We start from the raw sequence: 19,898 nt of genomic DNA, 5'->3' as shown, positions 1-19,898 counted from the left end.
GATGCATCACAAGTCATTCTTCGCCATCATCATCGTTTCAGTCACCATCGCGATTTTCGCCCCGATGTTCCTGGGGAGAGGTGATGTACGCCTGCTCACAGAGATATTCTTGGTACTTACCTTGGCTCAATTGTGGAACCTGTTGGCTGGCTATGGTGGATTGGTTTCCGTCGGGCAGCACGCATTTGTTGGCGCAGGCGCGTATGCCTTCTTTGTGCTTTGCGCCCAGTTCGGCGTGCACGTTGCTCCTGCCTTGCTGTTTGCTGGTTTCGTCTCCGGGTGTCTTGCCATTGGGATCTATGCCTTGGTCTCCCGCCTTGTTGGACCATACTTTTCCATCGGCACTTGGGTTGTAGCGGAAATAGTGTTCTTGGCCGTTCTACAGACCAATTACGTCGGAGGTGCCTCGGGTTTCAGCCTGCCACTCTCAAGCATTCGTGAATTCGGTGCTGCGGCGACCACGCGGGAATATGTCATCTACGCAACGGCAGGGATCATGTGTTTTGGAGTGTTATCAGGCAATTTCCTTTTTCTTCGGAGCCGCTTTGGCCTAGCCTTGACCGCCATCCGCGACGATGTCGCCGCTGCGCACAGCGTAGGCATCAACAGCGACCGCATCAAATTCATCTTATTCACATCTGTTGCAGTGCTAACTGGCCTCGTCGGCTCAATCATTTTCGTCCAAAATCTGCGAGTTTCGCCGTCTGCGGCGTTTAGCATGCAGGAATGGACCGCGACGATCATCCTTATTGTAGTGATTGGTGGAATTGGCCGTTTTGAGGGGCCTCTGGTGGGAGCGATGTTCTACTTCGCTTTGCGGGAGTTACTTGCCCCATTTGGTTCGGTATACATTATTGTAACTGGCATTGTTGCAATCTTAATCATAATAGTGTTTCCAGACGGTCTCTCCGGCAACATAGCCGCGATCTCACGCCGTTGGCTCAGAGCAGTGCGTCCCCTTTAGTGGGAGTGAAAACGCAGGCATTGATGAAAGAGGGGAAGCTAAACATGGCGTCAAATACCCGATTTGCGTTGTCGGTGCATACCTTGTGCTCGATAGCAGTCCATCATGGCAGAGCGGTGCCGTCGGAACGTATCGCAAAAAGTGCGGCAACAAACCCGGCAATCATCCGAAAATTGTATCAAACTCTTTCGGAAGCAGGGTTCATCCGATCTACTCAGGGGCCCGCAGGTGGCGCGCTCTTACAGAAGGACGCCGCCGAGATCTCTCTCAACGATGTTTATCGAGCGGTGGACGGTGGCGACTTTTTCCCAATGCATAGGTCTGTTCCGGACAAAAGCTGTTTTGTTGGCCGTAATATTCAAAAGCACCTCAAAGCCGCAACCGACTCAGCAGTTGCCGCCCTTGAGAATGAACTTCGAACTGTGAGTATCAAAGATTTGGCAGACGCGCTGGAACAAGGCGCTACCGAAACCGAGATTGCAGAGCTGGTGGAACGGCCATTTCCTGCAGGTCTGCAACGCATTTCCTAAGCCAAGCATCGCAACGATCACATTTGCCAATAGATCTGCAACGTCTTCAGTAGTTTACCTGTTCGAACCCGTAGCGTCCGCCTTGGTCGCTCCACTCGACGAAGACGGAACGATGATTGATGCTTGGGCAGTCTTATCCCAAATGATGTAAGCCGACATGGGCTTTTGGAAGTGTCTTTGATGATGATCGCGCCCAGGAAAAAACGCCCTGTGTTCCGTACGTTCCTAGACAGATAGTCGCCGAACGATTGCTGTCACCGTCGCGGCCGGATTCATGCTAGCGGGCATACGGAACATCAAATACGCGGATCGACCGAACGAAATTGAACTCTGGCTCGCTATATCGGACTGGCCATGAAATTTTGCATAAGCACGATTATCGGCCTTTGGTTCTCCCGGCGCGGCACATTCTAAACTGGGTTGCGACAAATCCCCTATCTTGCTGGAAAGCAAGGAGAATGAAGTTGGCCCACACAGAGCTAGGTTTGCGTGAACGACGCGCAATTGAAGACATGTTGCATGCGAAAGTGCCCGTGAGCAAGATTGCCGCTGAGATCGGAAGGCACCGCTCGACAGTGCATCGCGAGATCAAACGGAATCGGTATTACGATGACGAGCTGCCAAACCTGAACGGCTATTATGGCATGAATGCACAGAGATCAGCGGCGCAACGCCGTGCGCGCCGCCGCAAACTGGTGCGGTTCGAGGGTCTGAGGCAGCACGTGGTTAAGCAGCTGGAGATCGGATGGTCACCCGAACAGATCGCAGGCCGCATGCAATACGACGGTCAGCCTTTGCGCGTGAGCCACGAGACGATCTATGCTTTTGTTTACGGCCCAGATGGTCAGACTGAAGAATTGGCGCGCTATCTGCCGCATCGGCGCAAGAAGCGCCTACCACGACGCAGACGCACTCCGCGTGGCCTTGTTTTTCCGGCTGATCGGTCAATCCATGAACGCCCCGACTATGTCAAAACCCGTGAGACATTCGGCGAATGGGAAGGCGATCTGATGATCTTTGAGCGGGCACAGGGCAAGGCAAACGTCGCTTCCCTGGTCGAACGTAAGACCCGTTTCGCCGTTCTGTTTCGCAACAACGACCGCAGCACAACACATCTGATGAACCGGCTGATGGACGTGATGGAACCCCTACCCCAACCAGCCCGCAAATCTATCACGTTTGACCGAGGCATTGAGTTTAGGAACTGGCGCAAACTCAAACCGGGGATCGGAACCGAGGCTTGGTTTTGCGACCCACAGGCACCATGGCAAAAGGGATCGGTCGAGAACCTGAACAAACGGGCACGCCGCTATCTGCCACGGGATGCGCCCGTGGCCGCGCTCTCAAATCGAGATATGAAGTCGATTTGCGAGCGCTTAAATGGAACGCCTAGAAAGTGTCTGGGATGGCGCACCCCGACAGAAGCATTCAGGGAAGAACTCATGAAACTGAGATAGCGGAAACTGTCGCAACGAACCTTGAGAATCCATCACTGGCACATTCTAAACCGGGTTGCGACAAATCCCCTATCTTGCCGAAAAGCAAGGAGAACGAATATGGCGCACGCAGAGCTGGATTTGCGTGAGAGACGCGCAATCGAGGACATGCTGAACGCAAAAGTGCCGGTGAGCAAGATCGCAGCCGAGATCGGCAGGCATCGCTCCACCGTCTATCGCGAGATCAAGCGCAATCATTTTGAAGACAGCGAACTGCCGTATCTGAGCGGATACTACGGCGTGAGTGCACAGAGAACAGCAGATGCCAGACGCGCGCGGCGGCGCAAGCTGATCCGCCTGGAAGACTTGCGCGCCCATGTGATCGACCGCCTGAAGACAGGATGGACACCGGAACAGATCGCAGGCCGCCTTGGATATGATGGCCAGCCAATTCGCGTCAGCCACGAAACGATCTATGCCTATGTCTACAGCCGCGAAGGCCAATCCGAGCAACTGGCGCGCCACCTCCCCAGCCGTCGCAAAAAGCGGCAACCCTGCTACTCCAGACGGCCCAGAGGCCAGGTTTTCCCGCCGGATCGGTCTATCCATCAGCGCCCGGAGCACGTGAAGACCCGTGAGACCTTCGGTGAATGGGAAGGTGACCTGATGATTTTTGAGCGTTCTCAGGGCAATATGAACGTGGCCTCGTTGGTCGAGCGCAAAACGCGTTACGCCGTGCTGTTCCGTAACAACGACCGCAGCTCGACGCATCTGATGAACAAGCTGATGGATGTGATGGAACCCCTGCCCCAACCAGCTCGGCGCTCGATCACCTTTGACTGGGGCTTCGAGTTCCGGGCATGGAGGAAGCTGAAATCCGGAATCGGAACCGAAAGCTGGTTCTGTGACCCGCAGGCGCCCTGGCAGAAAGGGTCGGTCGAGAATCTGAACAAGCGTGCCCGGCGATATCTGCCGCGTGACACCCAGCTCGCGGCGCTCTCAAATCGCTATATGAAGGCGATTTGCGACCGCCTGAACGGGACGCCCAGAAAGTGCCTCAGATGGAGAACCCCAAAGGAAGCCTTCAGAGAAGAGATGATGAAATTGAGATAGCGGAAACCGTCTCAACGACCCTTGAGCCATCACGTAAGGACCCCAACTTGGCTTACCATTTGGACCACCCTACGATGACACGACGCTGCAAAGGCGCAACTATGTGGAGCCAAGAATGGATATCAAAAACAAGACCGTGGTTGTCACAGGAGCCGCCGGAGGTATCGGGCGCTCGCTGTGTTATGCCTTTGCGCACAACGGTGCACGCCACGTAGTCTGCGCGGATCGGGATATGGCTGGTGCTGAAGAAACATCTCGTCAAATCAATGGACAAGCATTCGAAGTTGATGTCTCAGACGAAGCGCAAATTCGGGATCTGATCGAGACGGTTGAAGACGACTCTGGTCCTATCGATATCTTCTGTTCAAATGCAGGTGTGCTGGTGGAAGGCGGTGCAGAAGCACCCAATGAAGACTGGCAGCGTCTGTGGGACATAAATGTAATGGCACATGTCTGGGCCGCACGTCATGTGGTGCCGCGCATGATCGCTCGGGGTGGCGGATATCTTTTGAATACGGCATCCGCTGCCGGACTTCTCAATCAGATCGGCTCTGCGCCCTACGGAGTGACTAAGCACGCAGCCGTCGGCCTTGCCGAATGGTTGGCGATCACGCATGGCGATGCAGGTATCAAAGTATCCGTCCTGTGCCCGCAGGCAGTGCGCACCGCGATGACCGAGGGCCATGAAGATCATGTCGCAGCCATCGACGGCATGCTGGAACCCGAAGATGCAGCGCAAGCGTGCATGGACGCAATCCGCGACGAAACCTTTCTGGTTCTACCGCACGAGAATGTCCGGAAGTACATGCAACTCAAGACAGGCGATTACGATCGTTGGATTGCAGGCATGCAGAAACTGAGCCGGGCTTATTCCGGCTGAGCTTTGGGTGTGATCGGACGGATCAGCCCTTCCTGCGCGACGGACGCCACGAGAGTGCCGTTCTTGTCGTAGATCATACCGCGGTTAAAGCCCCTGCCCTTGCCGGACCACGGACTGTCCATCGTATAAAGATGCCAGTCGCAGAACTGCGCAGGTGCGTGGAACCACATCGCGTGATCAAGGCTTGCGGCCATAACACGGCCTGTGAACCATGTCTGTCCATGCGGGCGCAGCGCTGTGCCCAACAGGTTCAAATCAGAGGCATAGGCCAGCAAACAATGCTGCAGTTGCGGGCTGATGCCTTTGGCGGCGGCCATGCGAAACCAAAGGTGACTATGGTCATCCATTGGCTCCGGCGTGAAGAAATCGCGCGGCGCCACTTCGCGGATATCGATAGGCCGTGGGCGCAGGAATTCTTCGTGAAACTTCTCGGGAATGCGGTCCAGCACCGCTTCGCGCAATTCCGTGCGGTCCGACAGGGTTTCCGGCCCCTCAACCTCTGGCATTGGGTGCTGATGAGACCAGCCATCTTCGTCTGCATGGAAAGAGGCCGACATGTTCAGAATTTGCCGCCCATGCTGGATCGCGACAACACGGCGGGTGGTAAAGCTACCGCCATCGCGTGCGCGGTCAACTTGATACACAACTGGTATCGCCGGATCGCCCGGCCGGATGAAGTATGCGTGCAGCGAGTGGCACAACCTGTCCTCAACGGTCCGATAGGCAGACGCCAGCGCCTGTCCGATGACCTGCCCGCCAAAAATGCGTGTCGGTGTCTCACCCCCCTGCCCGGTGCCGCGAAACATATCTACTTCAAGGCGTTCAACCGCCAGCAGGTCGAGCAGGGTCTGGTGTGCGTCTGTCATGAAAATGGTCCTGTCACATCAATGCGCCATGCACCAGCGCCTTAAGCTCGGCACGCGCGGGATAGCTGGACGACGGGCTGAGTTGGGTGAACAACACGACGCTCACATCATGCACCAGGTCAATCCAGAAGAAGGTGGAGGCCATACCGCCCCAACTGAAATCCCCGATCGACGACGGCACACGGCTGCGCGCCGGATCAATTACCACGGCCCCACCGATGCCAAATCCCATCCCGTCCATGGGCTGTTCTGCAAAGCTGGCTGGTCCAAGGCTGGCGATATCGCCGGGCAGGTGGTTGGCCATCATGAAATCCGCAGTGGAGGGTGAGATCAGCCCCTGCCCGCGCAACCGCAAGCATTCCGCAAGGGCCATGTAATCGTCGATCGTGCCGATCAGCCCGCCCCCACCACTAAAGCATGTGGTTTCACGAAAAGGCGAATTCTGCGCATCGTCGAACAGTCGCAACGAAGTGCTTTCATCCGCACTTGCGGTCAGGTCCATCGCGTCCCCTGCCAACGGCGTATACAGCGATGCGAACCTGCCCACGGCTTTGGCGGGCACTGCAAAACCGGTGTGCGCCATGCCAAGCGGGTCCAACACCCGGGTTTGAAACACGTTATCCAGAGACTGCCCGGTAATCACCTCGATCACGCGCCCGATGACATCTATCCCGACTGAATATTCCCAACGGTGACCAGGGGCGAATGCCAAGGGCAGATTGGCCAACGCAGAACACTGTTCGGCAAGCGTGCCCGATGTCGGTTTGAACAACAGATCGAGGTCCGCCATCGCCTCAGGCAAAACGCCCGGGTTAAACGGATAGCTGAGACCTGATTGGTGGGTCAGCAGTTGGTGTAGGGTTGGTGTGGCGCAGGCTTCGGTGTCTGCTATATCCGTGGCGCCGGGGCGCAAGGCCTGCATGTCACTGAAGGCAGGTAGAAACCGTGAAAGTGGCGCGTCAAGGTGGATCGCCCCTTCTTCAATCAGCATCATCAGGATCAGCGACGTGATCGGCTTCGTCATTGAGTAGATACGCGCAACGGTATCTCGATCAAACTTGGCACCGGTCGACAGATCGCGCGTCCCGGAATTGGCAAAGAACACCTCTTGCCCATGCTGCCGGATCAACACTGACATGCCCGGGAATTTTTGGTCGTCGGTGTATCGGTCTGCCCAGCTTTGAATGCGGACAAGGCGAGCGGGATCCAAGGTCAATGACATGCGCCCACGATACGGTGCCGCGCAGGCTTGCCAAGACAAAAGCGCGAGCGCTAGCGTGTCTTGACGGAGGACTGCAATGCTCAAACTTTATTTTGCCCCCAAGAGCCGTGCCGTGCGTGCGGCGTGGCTTCTGGAAGAGATGGGGCTGGAGTATGAACTGGTGTCATACACTCTTGGCGACCCGGCGATGCGCAGCGCTGATTTCCGGGCGCACGTCCATCCGATGGGTCGCGTGCCGGTGCTGGTCGATGGGGATGTGCAGATCATGGAGAGCGGGGCAATCCTTGAATACCTGCTGATGCGCCACGGGGATGGGCGGTTCCGCCCTGCCCCGAACAGCGTCGACTCTCCTGCATATCTCCAGTGGCTGCACTACGCCGAAGGCATGCTGATGCCGCCAATCAACAGCTACATGGTCGAAACGTTCTTTCTGCCGCCTGAACGTCAGTCAGAGGTGCACGCCAAGCGCGCAAAGAAGCTTTTGGGACAGATGTTGGTTGCCGTGGACACAGCACTTGAGGGACGTGATTACCTTGCCGGTGACTTCTCTGCCGCCGATATCATGACCGGATCTGCGGCCATATCGGCAAAGGGGATCGGCGTTGATCTGGCTGACATGCCGAACTTGTCTGCATATATCGAAAGGCTGGAAGCGCGGCCCGCCTATCAGACTGCGGCGAGCCTCTGACATAACCTGTTTTCGGCAACCACAAGCCTAGCCGCGCTGTGCCTCTTCAGACCTCAAGCCATTCTTTGCGCACATCGTCTCGCGCCTTCAACTCTGCTGGCGTGCCCTCAAAAACCACCTGTCCGTGCCCCATCACGTAAACGCGGTGCGCAATGTCCAGAGCGATGGACAGCTTCTGTTCCACAAGCAAGGTCGATATCCCCCGCTTGGCAATCTCTTGCAGCAACTGGGCGACGCGTTGCACCATTTGCGGAGAAAGACCCTCCGTCGGTTCGTCAATCATGACAAGGTCCGGATCCCCCATAAGGGTCCGACACATGGTCAGCATTTGCTGTTCCCCACCAGACAGAACCGATGCCTCGACATCTGCGCGCCGTTCGAGGTTCTCGAACATGTCGAACATGTCCTGCATCGACCACCGCCCCTGCCCGTCTTTCTGACCGGGCTTCAGCCCCAGGATCAAATTTTGGCGGGTGGTCAGACCAGGAAAGATATCGCGGTTCTCCGGCACGTATCCAATGCCCAGATTGGCAACTTCATAGGCCTTCTTGCCTGCGATTTCCTGATCGCGGAACTTGACCGACCCATGCGGTTCGACCTCGCCCATGACGGCCTTGCACGTGGTGGACCGCCCGACGCCGTTGCGGCCGAGAAGTGCGACGATCTCCCCTTCCGCAATCTTGATATTCACTCCCTGAAGGATGTGAGATTTGCCGTAATAGGCGTGCAGGTCGGTGACATCGAGCATCAATGCGCCTCCAGCGCTTCGCCAAGATACGCTTCCTGAACCTTGGGGTTGGCGCGCACGGCCTCTGGCGTGCCGGTTGCAATGATCTCGCCATACACCAGAACGGAAATCTGATCGGCCAGACCAAACACAACGCCCATATCATGTTCGACCATGACCAATGTCTTGCCTTCCGTCACAACGCGGATCAGGTCCACGATATAGTCCGTTTCGGAATGGCTCATCCCCGCTGTCGGTTCATCCAGCATGATCACGTCGGCACCGCCTGCGATGGTGATCCCGATCTCCAACGCGCGCTGTTCAGCGTAGCTGAGAACGCCAGCTGGCAGATCCCGTCGTGCCGTCAGATTGATCTGATCAAGGATTTCGTCGGCGCTGTCCGTCAGTGCACGCGACCGACCGACCATGGACCAGAAGTTGTAGCGGTAGCCCATCGACCACAAAAGCGAACAGCGTACATTTTCGAAAACGGTCATCTTGGGAAAGATGTTTGTGATCTGAAATGACCGGCTCAGCCCCATGCGGTTGATTTCGAACGGGGCTTTCCCGGCGAGGTCGGCCCCGTGCAGCCGGATAGAGCCACCGGTCTGCGGGAACCGGCCTGTGATCAGGTTGAAGAGCGTGGATTTGCCAGCCCCGTTCGGGCCGATGATGGCGTGCCGCTCTCCCTTGCCAATGCTCAAATCGACACCCCGAATGATCTCGGTCTTGCCAAAGGACTTTGTGAGATTGTCGAGTTCCAGCGCGGGGTTCATTGGGCCGTTCCGTCGGGAGTATTGGCGTCATTCCAGGCTTCGGCCAATGCAGGGGCCGTCTTGCGTGCAATTCCGAACCCGACCAGCGTCGCCCCTATAGCGAGGACCCAGGGCAGCACGGTGTGGCTGTCGAACGTCGTCCAGTAAACTGTCATTTCGTGATCACCCGTACTGGCGTGACGGACATGAAACGTCATCTCGATCAGCGCCGCAGCCCCAAGGCAGCCAATCAGCCCGGCCCCGAGTGTTTTGACGTACGGCACACCCAACCGGCCCAGTTTGCCCAATCGCATGGCAGGCACGTGCATCATGATCAAACCCGCCAAACCACCCGGAAAGAACATGACTGTAAGGACGAAGATGATGCCGAGGTAAAAGCCCCACAGTTCTGTTTGCAGGCTTAATACAGTCTGCACGAGGGTGAAAACGATGGCCCCCAGAATGGGTCCAAAGAAGAAACCCACACCGCCAAGGAATGTCACCAGAAGGATGATGCCGGACTGTGTGGTGTTCAGGTTTTCCTCGGTCAGAATTTCGTAGTTGATTGCAAAGAGAGCGCCGGCAATGCCCGCAAAAAAGCCAGATGCGACAAAGGAGTAAAAGCGGACCCATCGCGCCGAGTATCCAAGGAACTCCGCACGTTCCGGATTGTCACGCACGGCATTGGCCATGCGACCCAGAGGAGTGCGTGAGTAAAGGTACATGAGCGCGGCCGAGATCATCAGCCAGACCGCGATAAGGTAGTAGACATCGATTTGCTGCAGAAACTCGACGCCAAAAAAGGGAAGGCCGTAGGTGCGGTCGCCTGAAACACCCTCTTCGCCTCCGAAAAAGGCAACGATGATCACCGAACAGGCGGCGATCAATTCACCTACGCCGAGCGATATCATGGCAAAAACGGTACCTGCCTTTCGGGTGGAGAAGCTTCCCACGATTGTTGCCAGTCCCATCCCCATCAATCCGCCAAAAATCGGTAGGACCGGCAGTGGGATCGCGGCAAAGAAATCGTCCATATTCATGATGTGGACACAGGCAAACCCGCCAACGCCTGCATAGACGGCATGGCCGAAGGACAGCATCCCGCCCTGCCCCAGCAGCATGTTGTAAGCGAGCGCGAAGATGATCGTAATGGCCATCTGGTTCATGATCGTGATGGCGGAATTGGCCGTGAAGATGAATGGCAAAACCGCCAGCAAGGCGGCGCCCAACACCCACGGCATAAGCGGAATTGTCATCGACCCGGCGCGCATGCGCTGCGCTGGTTTGGTAGGATCCGTGCTCAACTGATCGCTCATGCGTCACGCTTTCCAAACAGACCGTAGGGGCGGAAAATCAGGATCAGCACCATCAGGATATACGGGAGAATGTCAGCGATCTGCGGACTTGTGATCGACCATAAATCACGCCACGCGCTGTCCCAGATCGGTTCAGGTTTCGTGAAGCCCAGCCCTGTCAACACGTCCTCCATCCGCAAATTGTAGGCCTTGGAAAAGGTGGTGATCCATCCGATCAGCAACGACGCCACCAGCGCGCCCCAGAGACTGCCAAGCCCGCCGATGACGATCGTGACAAACACAATGGACCCAAGGACAAAGGCCATGCCCGGAAAGGTGCCCAGAACCGGACCGGCGATAACCCCCGCCACGCCAGCAAGCGCTGTACCGACGCCGAACACACCCATGAATATCAATGGTACGTTGTGTCCCAACGCTTCAACCGTCTTTGGGTAGGTCAGGGCCGCTTGAATAATCATCCCAACGCGGGTGCGGGTCAGCACGTAGAGCAGCCCGATGAAGATCGCGATCGAGATGAAGATCATGAATATCTTGTAGGCGGGGATGGAATTGCCCGCGATGGAGAATGCGGTGAATTGCAGGATTTCGGGCGTGGAATACGGCATCTGGTTCTTGCCCCAGATGAACTGGACCAGTTCCTCGATCAACAAGGCAAGACCGAAGGTAAAGATCAGTTCGGGGACATGCCCATATTGGTGAACGCGCCTGAGCCCGTAGCGTTCGACCCCTGCCCCCATGACGCCCACTGCCAGCGGCGCAATCAGCAGTCCCATCCAGAACCCAAGATACAGGCTGATCTGAAAGGCGAAATACGCCCCCAACATGTAAAAGCTCGCATGCGCGAAGTTCAGCACGCCCATCATTGAAAAGATGAGCGTCAGACCTGCCGACAGCATGAAGAGCAAAAGGCCTGTCACTAGGCCGTCGATCAGGTTGACGAGGATGAGATCCATATCAGGTGTGATCCAATGGACGCTTACGCGACACTGTGAGTGTTCTGGAATGGGGGCTCTGCCCCCAAACCCCCGGGATATTTTCAGCCAGAAGAAGGGGCAGGATCATGGCGACCCTGCCCATTTTGCTTCAGGGGCGACGCATCTTGCAGGTCGTCGGACTGTCCGCTGCAGCCATGGTCACTGTGCTGTCGACTTTGAGGCCGAATCCGGAATTGTCGTAGTCGAAGGTCACACCGTCATTTGTGTGCGCATGAATATGCACGTCTTGAATGATCTGGTGATCACTTTCCCGCATCTTTAGCTGCGTCCCCCAGAGGCTTTCATGCTCCATTCCCGCAAGGGCGTAGGCGACTGGAACAACGTCGTCTGCTGTCCCCGCCTCGTTGATGGCTTTGGCCAGCATTTCGATCACATTGGTGATGCGGGCCTGACTGATATTGCCATCCGGGTATTTTGCCTTGAAGGCTTCATAATACGCAGCTGCGCGGTCATTGACCGGCGGGTTGATTTGCCCTTCGGCCACCAGCTTTAGCGACCCCACACCAGCGTCACCAAAAGCGGCTGTGATGCCATCGGCGGCGGCGTAGTAGGTATACAACGGGCCGGTATACCCATTTTCCAACACTGACCGGCCAAGGCCAACCATGTCGGCCCCCCAATTGCCTGTGATGATCGCATCGGCATCAGACGCCATGATCTTGCGCGCGTAGGGTGTGAAATCCTTCACTTTCCCGATTGGATGAAGCTCGTTGCCGACAATTTCGATGTCAGGACGTTTTTCACCAAGGAACCGAACCGCTGCCGCGGCGACAGCCTTGCCGAATGAGTAGTCCTGACCAATGACATACACCTTTTCGATGTTGTCATCGGCCGCAATCACATCCGTCAGCGCATCCATCTTGATGTCCGCATTCGCGTCGAAGCGGAAATGCCAGAAGTTGCACTTGTCGTTTGTCAGAGCGGGATCAACCGCAGAATAGTTCAGGAACAGCACCCGATCATCCGGGTTGCGCCGATTGTGCTTCGAGATGGCTTCGGTCAGCGCGTTTGCGACACCCGAGCTGTTGCCTTGGGCGATATAGCGTATGCCTTGATCGATGGCGACCTGCAGTTGGATCAACGACTCTTTCGGGCTGATCTTGTTGTCGAACGCGACAATTTCGAACATGTCGCCGTCCAGCACGCCGCCTTGTTTGTTCACAAGCTCTTCGGCGGCAAATTCATACTGATGCAAACCGTTTGTGCCGGTCCCCGCAAAAGGGCCGCTCAGCGGGTCGATAAAGGCAATTTTGATGGTGTCGGCACCAGCGGCAAATGCGCTGGCTGCAAGGGTAAGGGCCGTGGTCAGCCCCAGCATGGTTGTGGTGCGCATGATGTTCCTCCCTAGAACGCTGTCCGCCCACGTGGCCTCTTTCGGACCAGATCAGGAGGCGGGATAAGTCCAGCGTTGCACAGGCACAGGATAAGTCAAGCGTCTAGGTTGAATCCGGGCGACGCGGCGCCGAGCGCCGGTTGGGCTTAATGTGATACATCTACCACAACATTTATATCTTTGTTATTTATCCGTTTTCAGCGCCTTCAGCCCATTGTCCGCAAACACTGGAACAAAGGCACCAAGCTGCATGGCACGTTTCGGATTTGATGCATTTCCGTCCAAGGCACGTTTTAGGACGCCTTGGATGATCGCGCCCATCCGGAAAAAGCAAAAAGCCACGTAGAAACCAAACCGGTCCACGCGCTCTAAGCCGCGGCGTTCGCAATACGCGGCGACAAACGCCTCGTCAGATGGCAAGCCCAATGCCGCACGGTCCACGCCCATCAAACCGCGGCCCTCAGGCCCGGCAGGCAATTGCCACTGCATGATCACCGAGGCGAGATCGGCATAGGGGTGGCCAATCGTACTCAGCTCCCAATCCAGAACGGCCAGACATCGTGTGCCGTCCACCTCGAAAATCATGTTGTCGATACGGTAATCGCCATGGACCAAAGTTCGCTGTCCATCGTCGTCGGGCATATCGGCTTGCAGACGTTCGATAAGCGCGTTCATTGCCGGTATGTCTTGCGTTTCGGATGCCCGGTATTGCTTGGACCAGCGTCCGACCTGCCGCTCAAGGTAGTGACCGGGCGGTCCGTAGTCTGCAAGACCGACCTTTTCGACATCGACCTCGTGCAAGGCGGCCAAAACGCGGTTCATGTCATTGATCACCGCAGTGCGGTCGGCGGTCTCAAGTCCTTCCATCGTCGGTTCATTGAAGTTGCGCCCTGGCACATGATCCATGACGTAAAAGTCCGACCCGATGATCGCCGCATCCTCGCACAAGACATGCACCTTGGCGACGGGCACATCAGAGCCATAAAGCGCCTTTTGAACACGGAATTCACGATCCACGGCATGGGCAGATTTTAGCAACTGCCCGGGTGGTTTGCGTCGAAGAACGTAGTTCCCGGCCCCTGTCTCCAGAAGAAATGTCGGGTTGGACTGACCACCTGCGAACTTCGTGGCGACGACTGCGCCGTCGAACCCCGGCAACTTGTCCTTGAGAAACGCGGCGACAGCGTCCGTGTCCAACGTCTGCGTATCCATGTTAAACCTCAAAATCTTGCGCCAAACGCGCACCTGCGGCCCTATACTCGCGTGCGATACGGTCGACGACTTCAGCGGCGAGACCAACGGAGCGCACCGCCCCGATCCCCTGCCCCGATCCCCAGATTGTCTTCCAGGCCTTCGGCTTTGACGATCCGGAGGAGAAGTTCATGGATGACGCGTCGGCCTCTGGCAAGTCGTCTGGATCCATACCCGCCGCCTCCACCGAGCCGCGCAGGTAGTTGCCCGATACGCCGGTGAACAGCGACGAGTAAACGATATCCTCCGCTCCGCTGTCCACGATCATATCCTTGTAGCCCTGCACTGCGTTCGCTTCTGTGGTCGCGATAAAGGGCGAGCCAACATAGCCAAAATCCGCCCCCAGGGCACGCGCAGCAAGCAAGGCTTCCCCGGTGGCAATTGCACCGGACAAGGCAAGCGGTCCGTCAAACCACTCGCGGATTTCGCGGATCAGGGCAAAGGGCGATTGCTGGCCAGCATGCCCACCAGCGCCAGCGGCCACGGCGACCAATCCATCAGCGCCCTTCTGAATGGCCTTGCGGGCAAAGGTGTTGTTGATGATATCGTGCAATACGACACCGCCACAGGAATGCGCGGCCTCGTTGACCTCAACCCGCGCGCCCAACGATGTGATCCAGATTGGCACCTTGTGGCGCGCGCAGATTTCCAGATCACGGTCCAACCTTGCGTTTGACCTGTGCACGATCTGGTTGACGGCAAAGGGTGCGGCAGGTTTGTCGGGATTGGCCTGGTTATGCCGGTCCAATTCTTCGGATATCTGCGTCAGCCATGTGTCGAGCAAAGGCGGCTCGCCATCACTCTCGCGCGCGTTCAATGCGGGAAAAGAGCCAACAATCCCGGCCTTGCACTGCGCAATCACCAGTTCCGGCACGGAGATGATGAACAAGGGTGCCGCAATCATAGGGATGCGCAGCCCTCTCAACGCGGCAGGCAAACGTGCGTCAACGCTCATATCCATGATCCACGCGCCTTCTGACCATTTTTTCTACCGTTCGTTTCTTCGAAAACGCCGATGCACATCACGGTCAAAGCACCTCGAACAGACCAGCAGCGCCCATACCACCGCCCACGCACATCGTGCAGACGACATGTTTGGCACCGCGCCGCTTGCCTTCGATCAAGGCGTGCCCGACCATGCGCGCGCCGGACATACCGTAAGGGTGACCAATGGAAATAGCGCCGCCATTTACGTTCAGCAGCTCATCCGGAATGCCCAGCGTGTCACGACAATACAGGACTTGGACGGCGAACGCCTCGTTCAGCTCCCACAGTCCGATATCGTGCATTTTCAAATCATGTGCTTCCAGCAACTTTGGCACCGCGAAAACAGGCCCAATGCCCATTTCGTCGGGCTCACATCCCGCCGCCATGACACCGACGCAGCGCCCCAATGGGTCAAGGCCCTTCTTCTCAGCCAGCGATGCCTCCATCACGACCGCGGCTGACGCACCGTCTGACAATTGAGACGCGTTGCCCGCAGTGATGTATTCGCCTTGCTCCACATGAATACCATTCGCGAAAACGGGCTTCAGCCCTGCGACATTCTCATAGGTCGTACCCGGTCGGTTGCCCTCGTCTTTTTCAAGCGTCACCTCGTGTTCTGAGATCGCCTTGGTTTCCTTGTCCTGAAACTTCATCACGGTGGTCAGCGGCACGATCTCGTCGTCGAACTTTCCGGCGTCTTGGGCGGCGGCGGTCCGTTCCTGCGATTGCACGGCATATCGATCCTGTGCCTCGCGGCTTACACCGTACCGGGCAGCAACAGTCTCCGCGGTTTCCAGCATTGTCATGTAGATCTCGGGCTTTTCGGATTTGAGCCTCGGATCAGCATGCGCACGCATCTCGGGTGTCTGGACCATGGACACGCTTTCAACCCCACCCCCTACAACAACATCCATGCCATCCAGCACAACTTGCTTTGACGCTGCTGCGATCGCCATCATGCCGGACGCACATTGGCGATCAAGGCTCATGCCCGCCACCGTTACCGGTAGGCCTGCGCGTATTGCGGCCTGGCGCGCGATGTTGCTGGCAGAATGTCCCTGTTGCAGTGCCGCACCAAGGACGACGTCCTGCACTTCGGCGCCCTCGACGCCAGCCCGGCCAACGGCGTTTTCGATGGCGTGTGCGGCCAAGGCCTGCGGCGTCGTTGCGTTGAAGGCTCCGCGATACGCTTTGCCAATAGGGGTGCGGGCGGTGGATACGATGACGGCGTCGCGCATGTTCAGGCGTCCTTTTCAGTTGGAGAATGCGGAACCGGGGCGCTGCCCCAGACCCCGAAGTTTATCTGGCAAGATGAAGGAAAGGAGCATAGACACCTACCAGTCAAGCGTGATGCCTTTGGCCTTGGCGGCGCGTAGGGCGTATTTACGGGTCTGGGCAAAGGCGTTTTCCAACGGCTCAGCACCGGATGGGTCGATGACGTCGGCCCAACGATCTGCCACGGCCTCGGGTGTTATGTCGTCCTCGATCAAGGCACCTTGGGTTTCGGTAATGCGTGTCACGGCAAAGGTACCGCCGCCCGCCGACAGGATGGTGCGGCTGGGTCCGTCCTTGCTGACCAGATAAAGTACACCCGGCGTGATGGTTTCCGGCTGCAAAAGCGCCAACGCGGCCTGTGGCAACAATCCTTCTGTCATCGCGGTTGCAGCGGTGGGCGCAAGGGTGTTCACGCGTATGTCGTCCCGCGCGCCCTCAAGATGCAGGACATTCATCAGCCCAACCATACCGGCCTTGGCGGCCCCGTAATTGGCCTGGCCGAAATTACCGTATAGCCCCGATCCTGATGCAGTCAGGACAATGCGCCCATAGCCTTGCGTTTTCATGATCGGCCACACGGCATGACAGCACAGCGCAGTGCCCAAAAGGTGCACATCGATGACCTTGGCAAAGTCGTCCATATCCATTTTGGCGAACGTCTTGTCGCGCAAAATGCCGGCATTGTTGATCAGAACATCGATGCGACCCCAGCGGTCCATGATCTGCGCAACCATCGACGCGACGGCGTTCGCATCGGAAACATTGGCCGACACTGCCATGGCCTGACCACCTGCGGCTTCGATCTCTGCCGCGACATCAGTTGGGTCGCCCATATCGTTGATGACCACGCGGGCACCCCGGTCGGCCAGCCCCAGCGCGTGGCTCCGACCCAATCCTGCCCCCGCGCCCGTGACCAAAGCGACCTGATCGTCAAATCGGATCATCCCTCCAAGGCCGCGCGGAACAGGTTCGGGCCGGACATCACCTGAATGCCCCCTGACACCGGCAGAATTGCGCCCGTCAGATACGCGCCGCCCTGCCCGCACAAAAACTGCATGCAGCCCGCAATATCTTCATCCCGCCCGACACGCCCCAGAGGCACGTCCGCGCCAACCTTGTCGCGCATATCCTCGTCCGCGGTGGCAAAGGCCGTCATCTTGGACACGAAAGGCCCCGGCGCCAGCGCATTGACGGTGATGTGGTACGGTGCCAGTTCCTTGGCCATGATCTTGGTCATGTGCAGCACTGCGGCCTTGGATGCAGCGTAGGAATAGGCGCCGTCGCCCAAAGGCGCATCACCCATGACCGACCCGACATTCACAACCCGGGCGGGATCATCCGGCGTCGCGCTTTTCATCAGGATGGGAAGCAATGATTGCGTCAGATGAAACAACCCGGCCACATTCACATTCATGACCTTTTCCCATGCGGCATGGGGAAATTGCCCCATGGGCGCGCCCCATGTGACACCCGAATTGTTCATCACGATGTGCAGCTTGTCCGTGCGTTCGGACACATCCTTGACCAAAGCGGCGATGCCCTCTTCGCTGCCAACATCTCCGGCGAAGCCTTCGACGGACCCTGGCCCGTCCATGGCGTTCAGTTCTGCCGCGACAGCCTCGCAAGCGTCCCCCTTGCGGCTGGCGATCAGCACACGCGCACCCGCCATCATCAGCCCAGTGGCGGCCATCCGCCCGATGCCTGTGGCGCCCCCGGTGACCAGAGCCACCTTTCCATCCAATGAAAACAGTGTCTTGGGGTCCATGGCGTTCTCCTCCCGCATGCCCGCTACCGTAACGTCGCGCGCTGCGCCGCTTTACAGCACCGTATCCTCAACTGCAGGATGAGACAAAGGCACGTGCATTGCACCCCTGCCGTAACGTCATGGGTGGGAGGACCCGATATGCACGCAATGCTCAGCACCGCCCCCGGTGGACCGGAAACGCTGGAATGGACGGAAGGGCCAACGCCTGAGCCGAAGAAAGGCGAGGTCAGGATTGCGGTCAAGGCGGCGGGCGTAAACTTCCCCGACACACTGATCATCCGCGACCTGTATCAGATGAAGCCACCCCGTCCCTTTGCGCCGGGCGGCGAGGTATCGGGCATTGTGGAGGCTGTCGGCGAGGGCGTCACAACCTTGATCGAAGGGGACCGCGTGCTTGCAATGACGGGCTTTGGCGGTTTCACCACTCATCTCTGCACGGCGGCAACAGCGTGCGTGAAAATCCCGGATGGCATGCCCTTCGACGAAGCGGCGTGCTTTATCTTCACCTACGGTACGTCCCATTACGCGCTGAAGGATCGTGGTGAACTGAAATCAGGTGAGACGCTGTTGATCCTAGGGGCTGCGGGCGGCGTCGGCGCGGCCGCCATCGAACTGGGCAAGGCGACCGGGGCCAAGGTCATCGCGGCTGTCAGCTCGCAGGACAAGGCTGATTTCTGCCGGGATTTGGGTGCAGATGAGACAATCATCTATCCCCGCGACATGGATCGCGACGCTCAAAAGGCGCTGTCGGGTGAAATCAAGAAGGCCGCAGGACCGGACGGCGTGCACGTCGCCTACGACGCTGTTGGCGGAGACTATGCGGAACCGGTGATCCGCTCGATGGCATGGGGCGGTCGATTTCTCGTTGTGGGCTTCCCTGCCGGTATCCCCGCGATTCCGCTGAATCTGACCCTGTTGAAGTCCTGCCAGATTGTCGGTGTGTTCTGGGGGGCATCCATCTACAAGGATCCGGCGGGCCACGCACAGAACATCAAAGACCTCTTTGACATGTACGGCAAAGGTTTGGTCAAGCCACGCATCTCTGCCAGCTTTTCCATGCAGGACGCGGCACAGGCGTTGGCCCTGATCGCGGATCGAAAAGTGCGCGGCAAAGTGGTCCTCACGAACCCCTAGAGGTGGTCAAGGTGTTGCGTCTCATTGAACCCGCGCACGATCATGCGGTCGCCATGAATAACCAGGCGACTGATCGAACCGTTTGCCGCGCCCAGAAAGGCAAATGGTTCGGACCGCGTCGCCATGGCAAGCGCGGCACCGATCACACCCCCATGCACGAACACTGCGATACGCTCGTCAGCATGCGCCTGCGCGATGTCCAGCAGCCCCTTGTGCACGCGACTAAAAAAAACGTCCCGCGTTTCGGCGCCGGGGATCGCGGCCCAATCCTGCGTTTCCGTCACACGCCTGTAGATCGGGTCACCTTCCGCTGCCTTGATGCGGTACAGGCCGCCATCCCACTCCCCCAAATGCACTTCGTGCAGGTCAGGATTCAAGACTGGCGTCAGACCCAAATGCGACGCCAACGGTGCTGCGGTTTGATGCGTTCGAATCAATTTCGTCACATAAAGCGCTGTGAACGCTTCACCTTTCAGCCGATCACCCACGGCGGCGGCCTGCCGCTGGCCGTGCGGATGCAACGGGGGGTCTCCGCTTCCGTCCTTCAGAGGAAAGCTTTCTCCCGGTCGTGCGGGCGCGCTTTCGCCATGCCGGATCAAAAACAAATCCGCTGCTCCCTTGGGCGGCACGTACACAGGCTGGCGATACTCTTTTGTCATGC

Annotated in this window: 20 protein-coding genes; 7 read left to right on the top strand and 13 right to left on the bottom strand. The window is 57.7% G+C overall.

Going from position 1 to position 19,898, the window contains the following annotated elements:
- Position 1 precedes the first annotated feature (1 nt).
- From Q1A32_RS21895 to Q1A32_RS21875, 5 genes are all read left to right on the top strand, one after another.
- The gene (locus tag Q1A32_RS21895; RefSeq protein WP_299048814.1) at positions 2-964 is read left to right on the top strand and encodes a branched-chain amino acid ABC transporter permease; all 963 of its coding nucleotides are present in this window, start codon (positions 2-4) and stop codon (positions 962-964) included.
- 23 nt (positions 965-987) lie between these two features.
- A complete protein-coding gene (locus Q1A32_RS21890) occupies positions 988-1,494 on the top strand; it encodes an Rrf2 family transcriptional regulator (protein ID WP_299657953.1) in 507 nt (168 codons plus the stop codon).
- 458 nt (positions 1,495-1,952) lie between these two features.
- Positions 1,953-2,951, top strand: a complete 999-nt coding sequence (locus Q1A32_RS21885; protein WP_299048820.1) for an IS30 family transposase — start codon at positions 1,953-1,955, stop codon at positions 2,949-2,951.
- A gap of 99 nt (positions 2,952-3,050) precedes the next feature.
- Complete coding sequence (locus Q1A32_RS21880; protein ID WP_299657952.1) at positions 3,051-4,043, top strand: IS30 family transposase; 993 nt, start codon at positions 3,051-3,053, stop codon at positions 4,041-4,043.
- A 115-nt stretch (positions 4,044-4,158) separates the two neighbouring features.
- Positions 4,159-4,923 (top strand): SDR family oxidoreductase, encoded by a 765-nt coding sequence (locus tag Q1A32_RS21875; protein WP_299657951.1) that lies wholly within the window; start codon positions 4,159-4,161, stop codon positions 4,921-4,923.
- Here the strand turns inward: Q1A32_RS21875 and Q1A32_RS21870 are convergent.
- Together Q1A32_RS21870 and Q1A32_RS21865 are read right to left on the bottom strand one after the other, a co-directional pair.
- The gene (locus tag Q1A32_RS21870) at positions 4,911-5,789 is read right to left on the bottom strand and encodes an acyl-CoA thioesterase II (RefSeq protein WP_299657950.1); all 879 of its coding nucleotides are present in this window, start codon (positions 5,787-5,789) and stop codon (positions 4,911-4,913) included. The genes Q1A32_RS21875 and Q1A32_RS21870 overlap by 13 nt on opposite strands.
- Before the next feature lie 13 nt (positions 5,790-5,802).
- The gene (locus Q1A32_RS21865; RefSeq protein WP_299657949.1) at positions 5,803-7,011 is read right to left on the bottom strand and encodes a serine hydrolase; all 1,209 of its coding nucleotides are present in this window, start codon (positions 7,009-7,011) and stop codon (positions 5,803-5,805) included.
- 76 nt (positions 7,012-7,087) lie between these two features.
- On the opposite strand from Q1A32_RS21865, the gene Q1A32_RS21860 reads away from it, so the two are divergent.
- Positions 7,088-7,699, top strand: coding sequence for a glutathione S-transferase family protein (locus Q1A32_RS21860; RefSeq protein ID WP_299657948.1), 612 nt, complete (start codon positions 7,088-7,090; stop codon positions 7,697-7,699).
- A 46-nt stretch (positions 7,700-7,745) separates the two neighbouring features.
- On the opposite strand, the gene Q1A32_RS21855 is transcribed toward Q1A32_RS21860, so the two are convergent.
- From Q1A32_RS21855 to Q1A32_RS21810, 10 genes are all read right to left on the bottom strand, one after another.
- A complete protein-coding gene (locus Q1A32_RS21855) occupies positions 7,746-8,450 on the bottom strand; it encodes an ABC transporter ATP-binding protein (RefSeq protein WP_366141254.1) in 705 nt (234 codons plus the stop codon).
- Positions 8,447-9,202 carry an ABC transporter ATP-binding protein gene (locus Q1A32_RS21850; protein WP_299657946.1) on the bottom strand — a complete coding sequence of 252 codons (756 nt, stop codon included), beginning with the start codon at positions 9,200-9,202 and terminating at the stop codon, positions 8,447-8,449. The genes Q1A32_RS21855 and Q1A32_RS21850 overlap by 4 nt, the downstream gene beginning before the upstream one ends.
- Positions 9,199-10,497, bottom strand: a complete 1,299-nt coding sequence (locus Q1A32_RS21845) for a branched-chain amino acid ABC transporter permease (RefSeq protein ID WP_299657945.1) — start codon at positions 10,495-10,497, stop codon at positions 9,199-9,201. Before Q1A32_RS21845 ends, Q1A32_RS21850 begins: the two co-directional genes overlap by 4 nt.
- Positions 10,494-11,450 carry a branched-chain amino acid ABC transporter permease gene (locus Q1A32_RS21840; RefSeq protein ID WP_299657944.1) on the bottom strand — a complete coding sequence of 319 codons (957 nt, stop codon included), beginning with the start codon at positions 11,448-11,450 and terminating at the stop codon, positions 10,494-10,496. Before Q1A32_RS21840 ends, Q1A32_RS21845 begins: the two co-directional genes overlap by 4 nt.
- A gap of 130 nt (positions 11,451-11,580) precedes the next feature.
- On the bottom strand, positions 11,581-12,825 hold the full coding sequence (locus Q1A32_RS21835; protein WP_299657943.1) for a branched-chain amino acid ABC transporter substrate-binding protein: 1,245 nt from the start codon (positions 12,823-12,825) through the stop codon (positions 11,581-11,583).
- Between the two features lie 183 nt (positions 12,826-13,008).
- Positions 13,009-14,037 carry a phosphotransferase family protein gene (locus Q1A32_RS21830; RefSeq protein WP_299657942.1) on the bottom strand — a complete coding sequence of 343 codons (1,029 nt, stop codon included), beginning with the start codon at positions 14,035-14,037 and terminating at the stop codon, positions 13,009-13,011.
- A 1-nt stretch (position 14,038) separates the two neighbouring features.
- Positions 14,039-15,031 carry a nitronate monooxygenase family protein gene (locus Q1A32_RS21825; RefSeq protein ID WP_299657991.1) on the bottom strand — a complete coding sequence of 331 codons (993 nt, stop codon included), beginning with the start codon at positions 15,029-15,031 and terminating at the stop codon, positions 14,039-14,041.
- Positions 15,032-15,104: 73 nt separating this feature from the next.
- Positions 15,105-16,301 (bottom strand): acetyl-CoA C-acyltransferase, encoded by a 1,197-nt coding sequence (locus Q1A32_RS21820; RefSeq protein WP_299657941.1) that lies wholly within the window; start codon positions 16,299-16,301, stop codon positions 15,105-15,107.
- A 96-nt stretch (positions 16,302-16,397) separates the two neighbouring features.
- Positions 16,398-17,282, bottom strand: coding sequence for an SDR family NAD(P)-dependent oxidoreductase (locus Q1A32_RS21815; protein WP_299657940.1), 885 nt, complete (start codon positions 17,280-17,282; stop codon positions 16,398-16,400).
- On the bottom strand, positions 17,279-18,103 hold the full coding sequence (locus Q1A32_RS21810; protein WP_299657939.1) for an SDR family NAD(P)-dependent oxidoreductase: 825 nt from the start codon (positions 18,101-18,103) through the stop codon (positions 17,279-17,281). Before Q1A32_RS21810 ends, Q1A32_RS21815 begins: the two co-directional genes overlap by 4 nt.
- A 138-nt stretch (positions 18,104-18,241) precedes the next feature.
- Between Q1A32_RS21810 and Q1A32_RS21805 the strand changes: the two genes are divergently transcribed.
- Positions 18,242-19,237 carry an NADPH:quinone oxidoreductase family protein gene (locus Q1A32_RS21805; protein ID WP_299657938.1) on the top strand — a complete coding sequence of 332 codons (996 nt, stop codon included), beginning with the start codon at positions 18,242-18,244 and terminating at the stop codon, positions 19,235-19,237.
- Here Q1A32_RS21805 and Q1A32_RS21800 read toward each other — a convergent pair.
- Positions 19,234-19,896: a histidine phosphatase family protein gene (locus tag Q1A32_RS21800; RefSeq protein ID WP_299657937.1), complete on the bottom strand. Its 663-nt coding sequence runs from the start codon at positions 19,894-19,896 to the stop codon at positions 19,234-19,236. The genes Q1A32_RS21805 and Q1A32_RS21800 overlap by 4 nt on opposite strands.
- Between the last annotated feature and the right edge of the window lie 2 nt (positions 19,897-19,898).

The organism is uncultured Tateyamaria sp. (genome assembly GCF_947503415.1).
Classification (GTDB): domain Bacteria; phylum Pseudomonadota; class Alphaproteobacteria; order Rhodobacterales; family Rhodobacteraceae; genus Tateyamaria.
Note: the sequence above shows the minus strand (reverse complement) of the source record. Positions and strands in the feature narration are given on the sequence as shown.

Coding starts and splice junctions, on each gene's coding strand:
- Q1A32_RS21895 (WP_299048814.1), top strand. CDS start 2: ATGCATCACAAGTCATTCTTCGCCATCATCATCGTTTCAGTCACCATC.
- Q1A32_RS21890 (WP_299657953.1), top strand. CDS start 988: ATGAAAGAGGGGAAGCTAAACATGGCGTCAAATACCCGATTTGCGTTG.
- Q1A32_RS21885 (WP_299048820.1), top strand. CDS start 1,953: ATGAAGTTGGCCCACACAGAGCTAGGTTTGCGTGAACGACGCGCAATT.
- Q1A32_RS21880 (WP_299657952.1), top strand. CDS start 3,051: ATGGCGCACGCAGAGCTGGATTTGCGTGAGAGACGCGCAATCGAGGAC.
- Q1A32_RS21875 (WP_299657951.1), top strand. CDS start 4,159: ATGGATATCAAAAACAAGACCGTGGTTGTCACAGGAGCCGCCGGAGGT.
- Q1A32_RS21870 (WP_299657950.1), bottom strand. CDS start 5,789: ATGACAGACGCACACCAGACCCTGCTCGACCTGCTGGCGGTTGAACGC.
- Q1A32_RS21865 (WP_299657949.1), bottom strand. CDS start 7,011: ATGTCATTGACCTTGGATCCCGCTCGCCTTGTCCGCATTCAAAGCTGG.
- Q1A32_RS21860 (WP_299657948.1), top strand. CDS start 7,088: ATGCTCAAACTTTATTTTGCCCCCAAGAGCCGTGCCGTGCGTGCGGCG.
- Q1A32_RS21850 (WP_299657946.1), bottom strand. CDS start 9,202: ATGAACCCCGCGCTGGAACTCGACAATCTCACAAAGTCCTTTGGCAAG.
- Q1A32_RS21845 (WP_299657945.1), bottom strand. CDS start 10,497: ATGAGCGATCAGTTGAGCACGGATCCTACCAAACCAGCGCAGCGCATG.
- Q1A32_RS21840 (WP_299657944.1), bottom strand. CDS start 11,450: ATGGATCTCATCCTCGTCAACCTGATCGACGGCCTAGTGACAGGCCTT.
- Q1A32_RS21835 (WP_299657943.1), bottom strand. CDS start 12,825: ATGCGCACCACAACCATGCTGGGGCTGACCACGGCCCTTACCCTTGCA.
- Q1A32_RS21830 (WP_299657942.1), bottom strand. CDS start 14,037: ATGGATACGCAGACGTTGGACACGGACGCTGTCGCCGCGTTTCTCAAG.
- Q1A32_RS21825 (WP_299657991.1), bottom strand. CDS start 15,031: ATGAGCGTTGACGCACGTTTGCCTGCCGCGTTGAGAGGGCTGCGCATC.
- Q1A32_RS21820 (WP_299657941.1), bottom strand. CDS start 16,301: ATGCGCGACGCCGTCATCGTATCCACCGCCCGCACCCCTATTGGCAAA.
- Q1A32_RS21815 (WP_299657940.1), bottom strand. CDS start 17,282: ATGATCCGATTTGACGATCAGGTCGCTTTGGTCACGGGCGCGGGGGCA.
- Q1A32_RS21810 (WP_299657939.1), bottom strand. CDS start 18,103: ATGGACCCCAAGACACTGTTTTCATTGGATGGAAAGGTGGCTCTGGTC.
- Q1A32_RS21805 (WP_299657938.1), top strand. CDS start 18,242: ATGCACGCAATGCTCAGCACCGCCCCCGGTGGACCGGAAACGCTGGAA.
- Q1A32_RS21800 (WP_299657937.1), bottom strand. CDS start 19,896: ATGACAAAAGAGTATCGCCAGCCTGTGTACGTGCCGCCCAAGGGAGCA.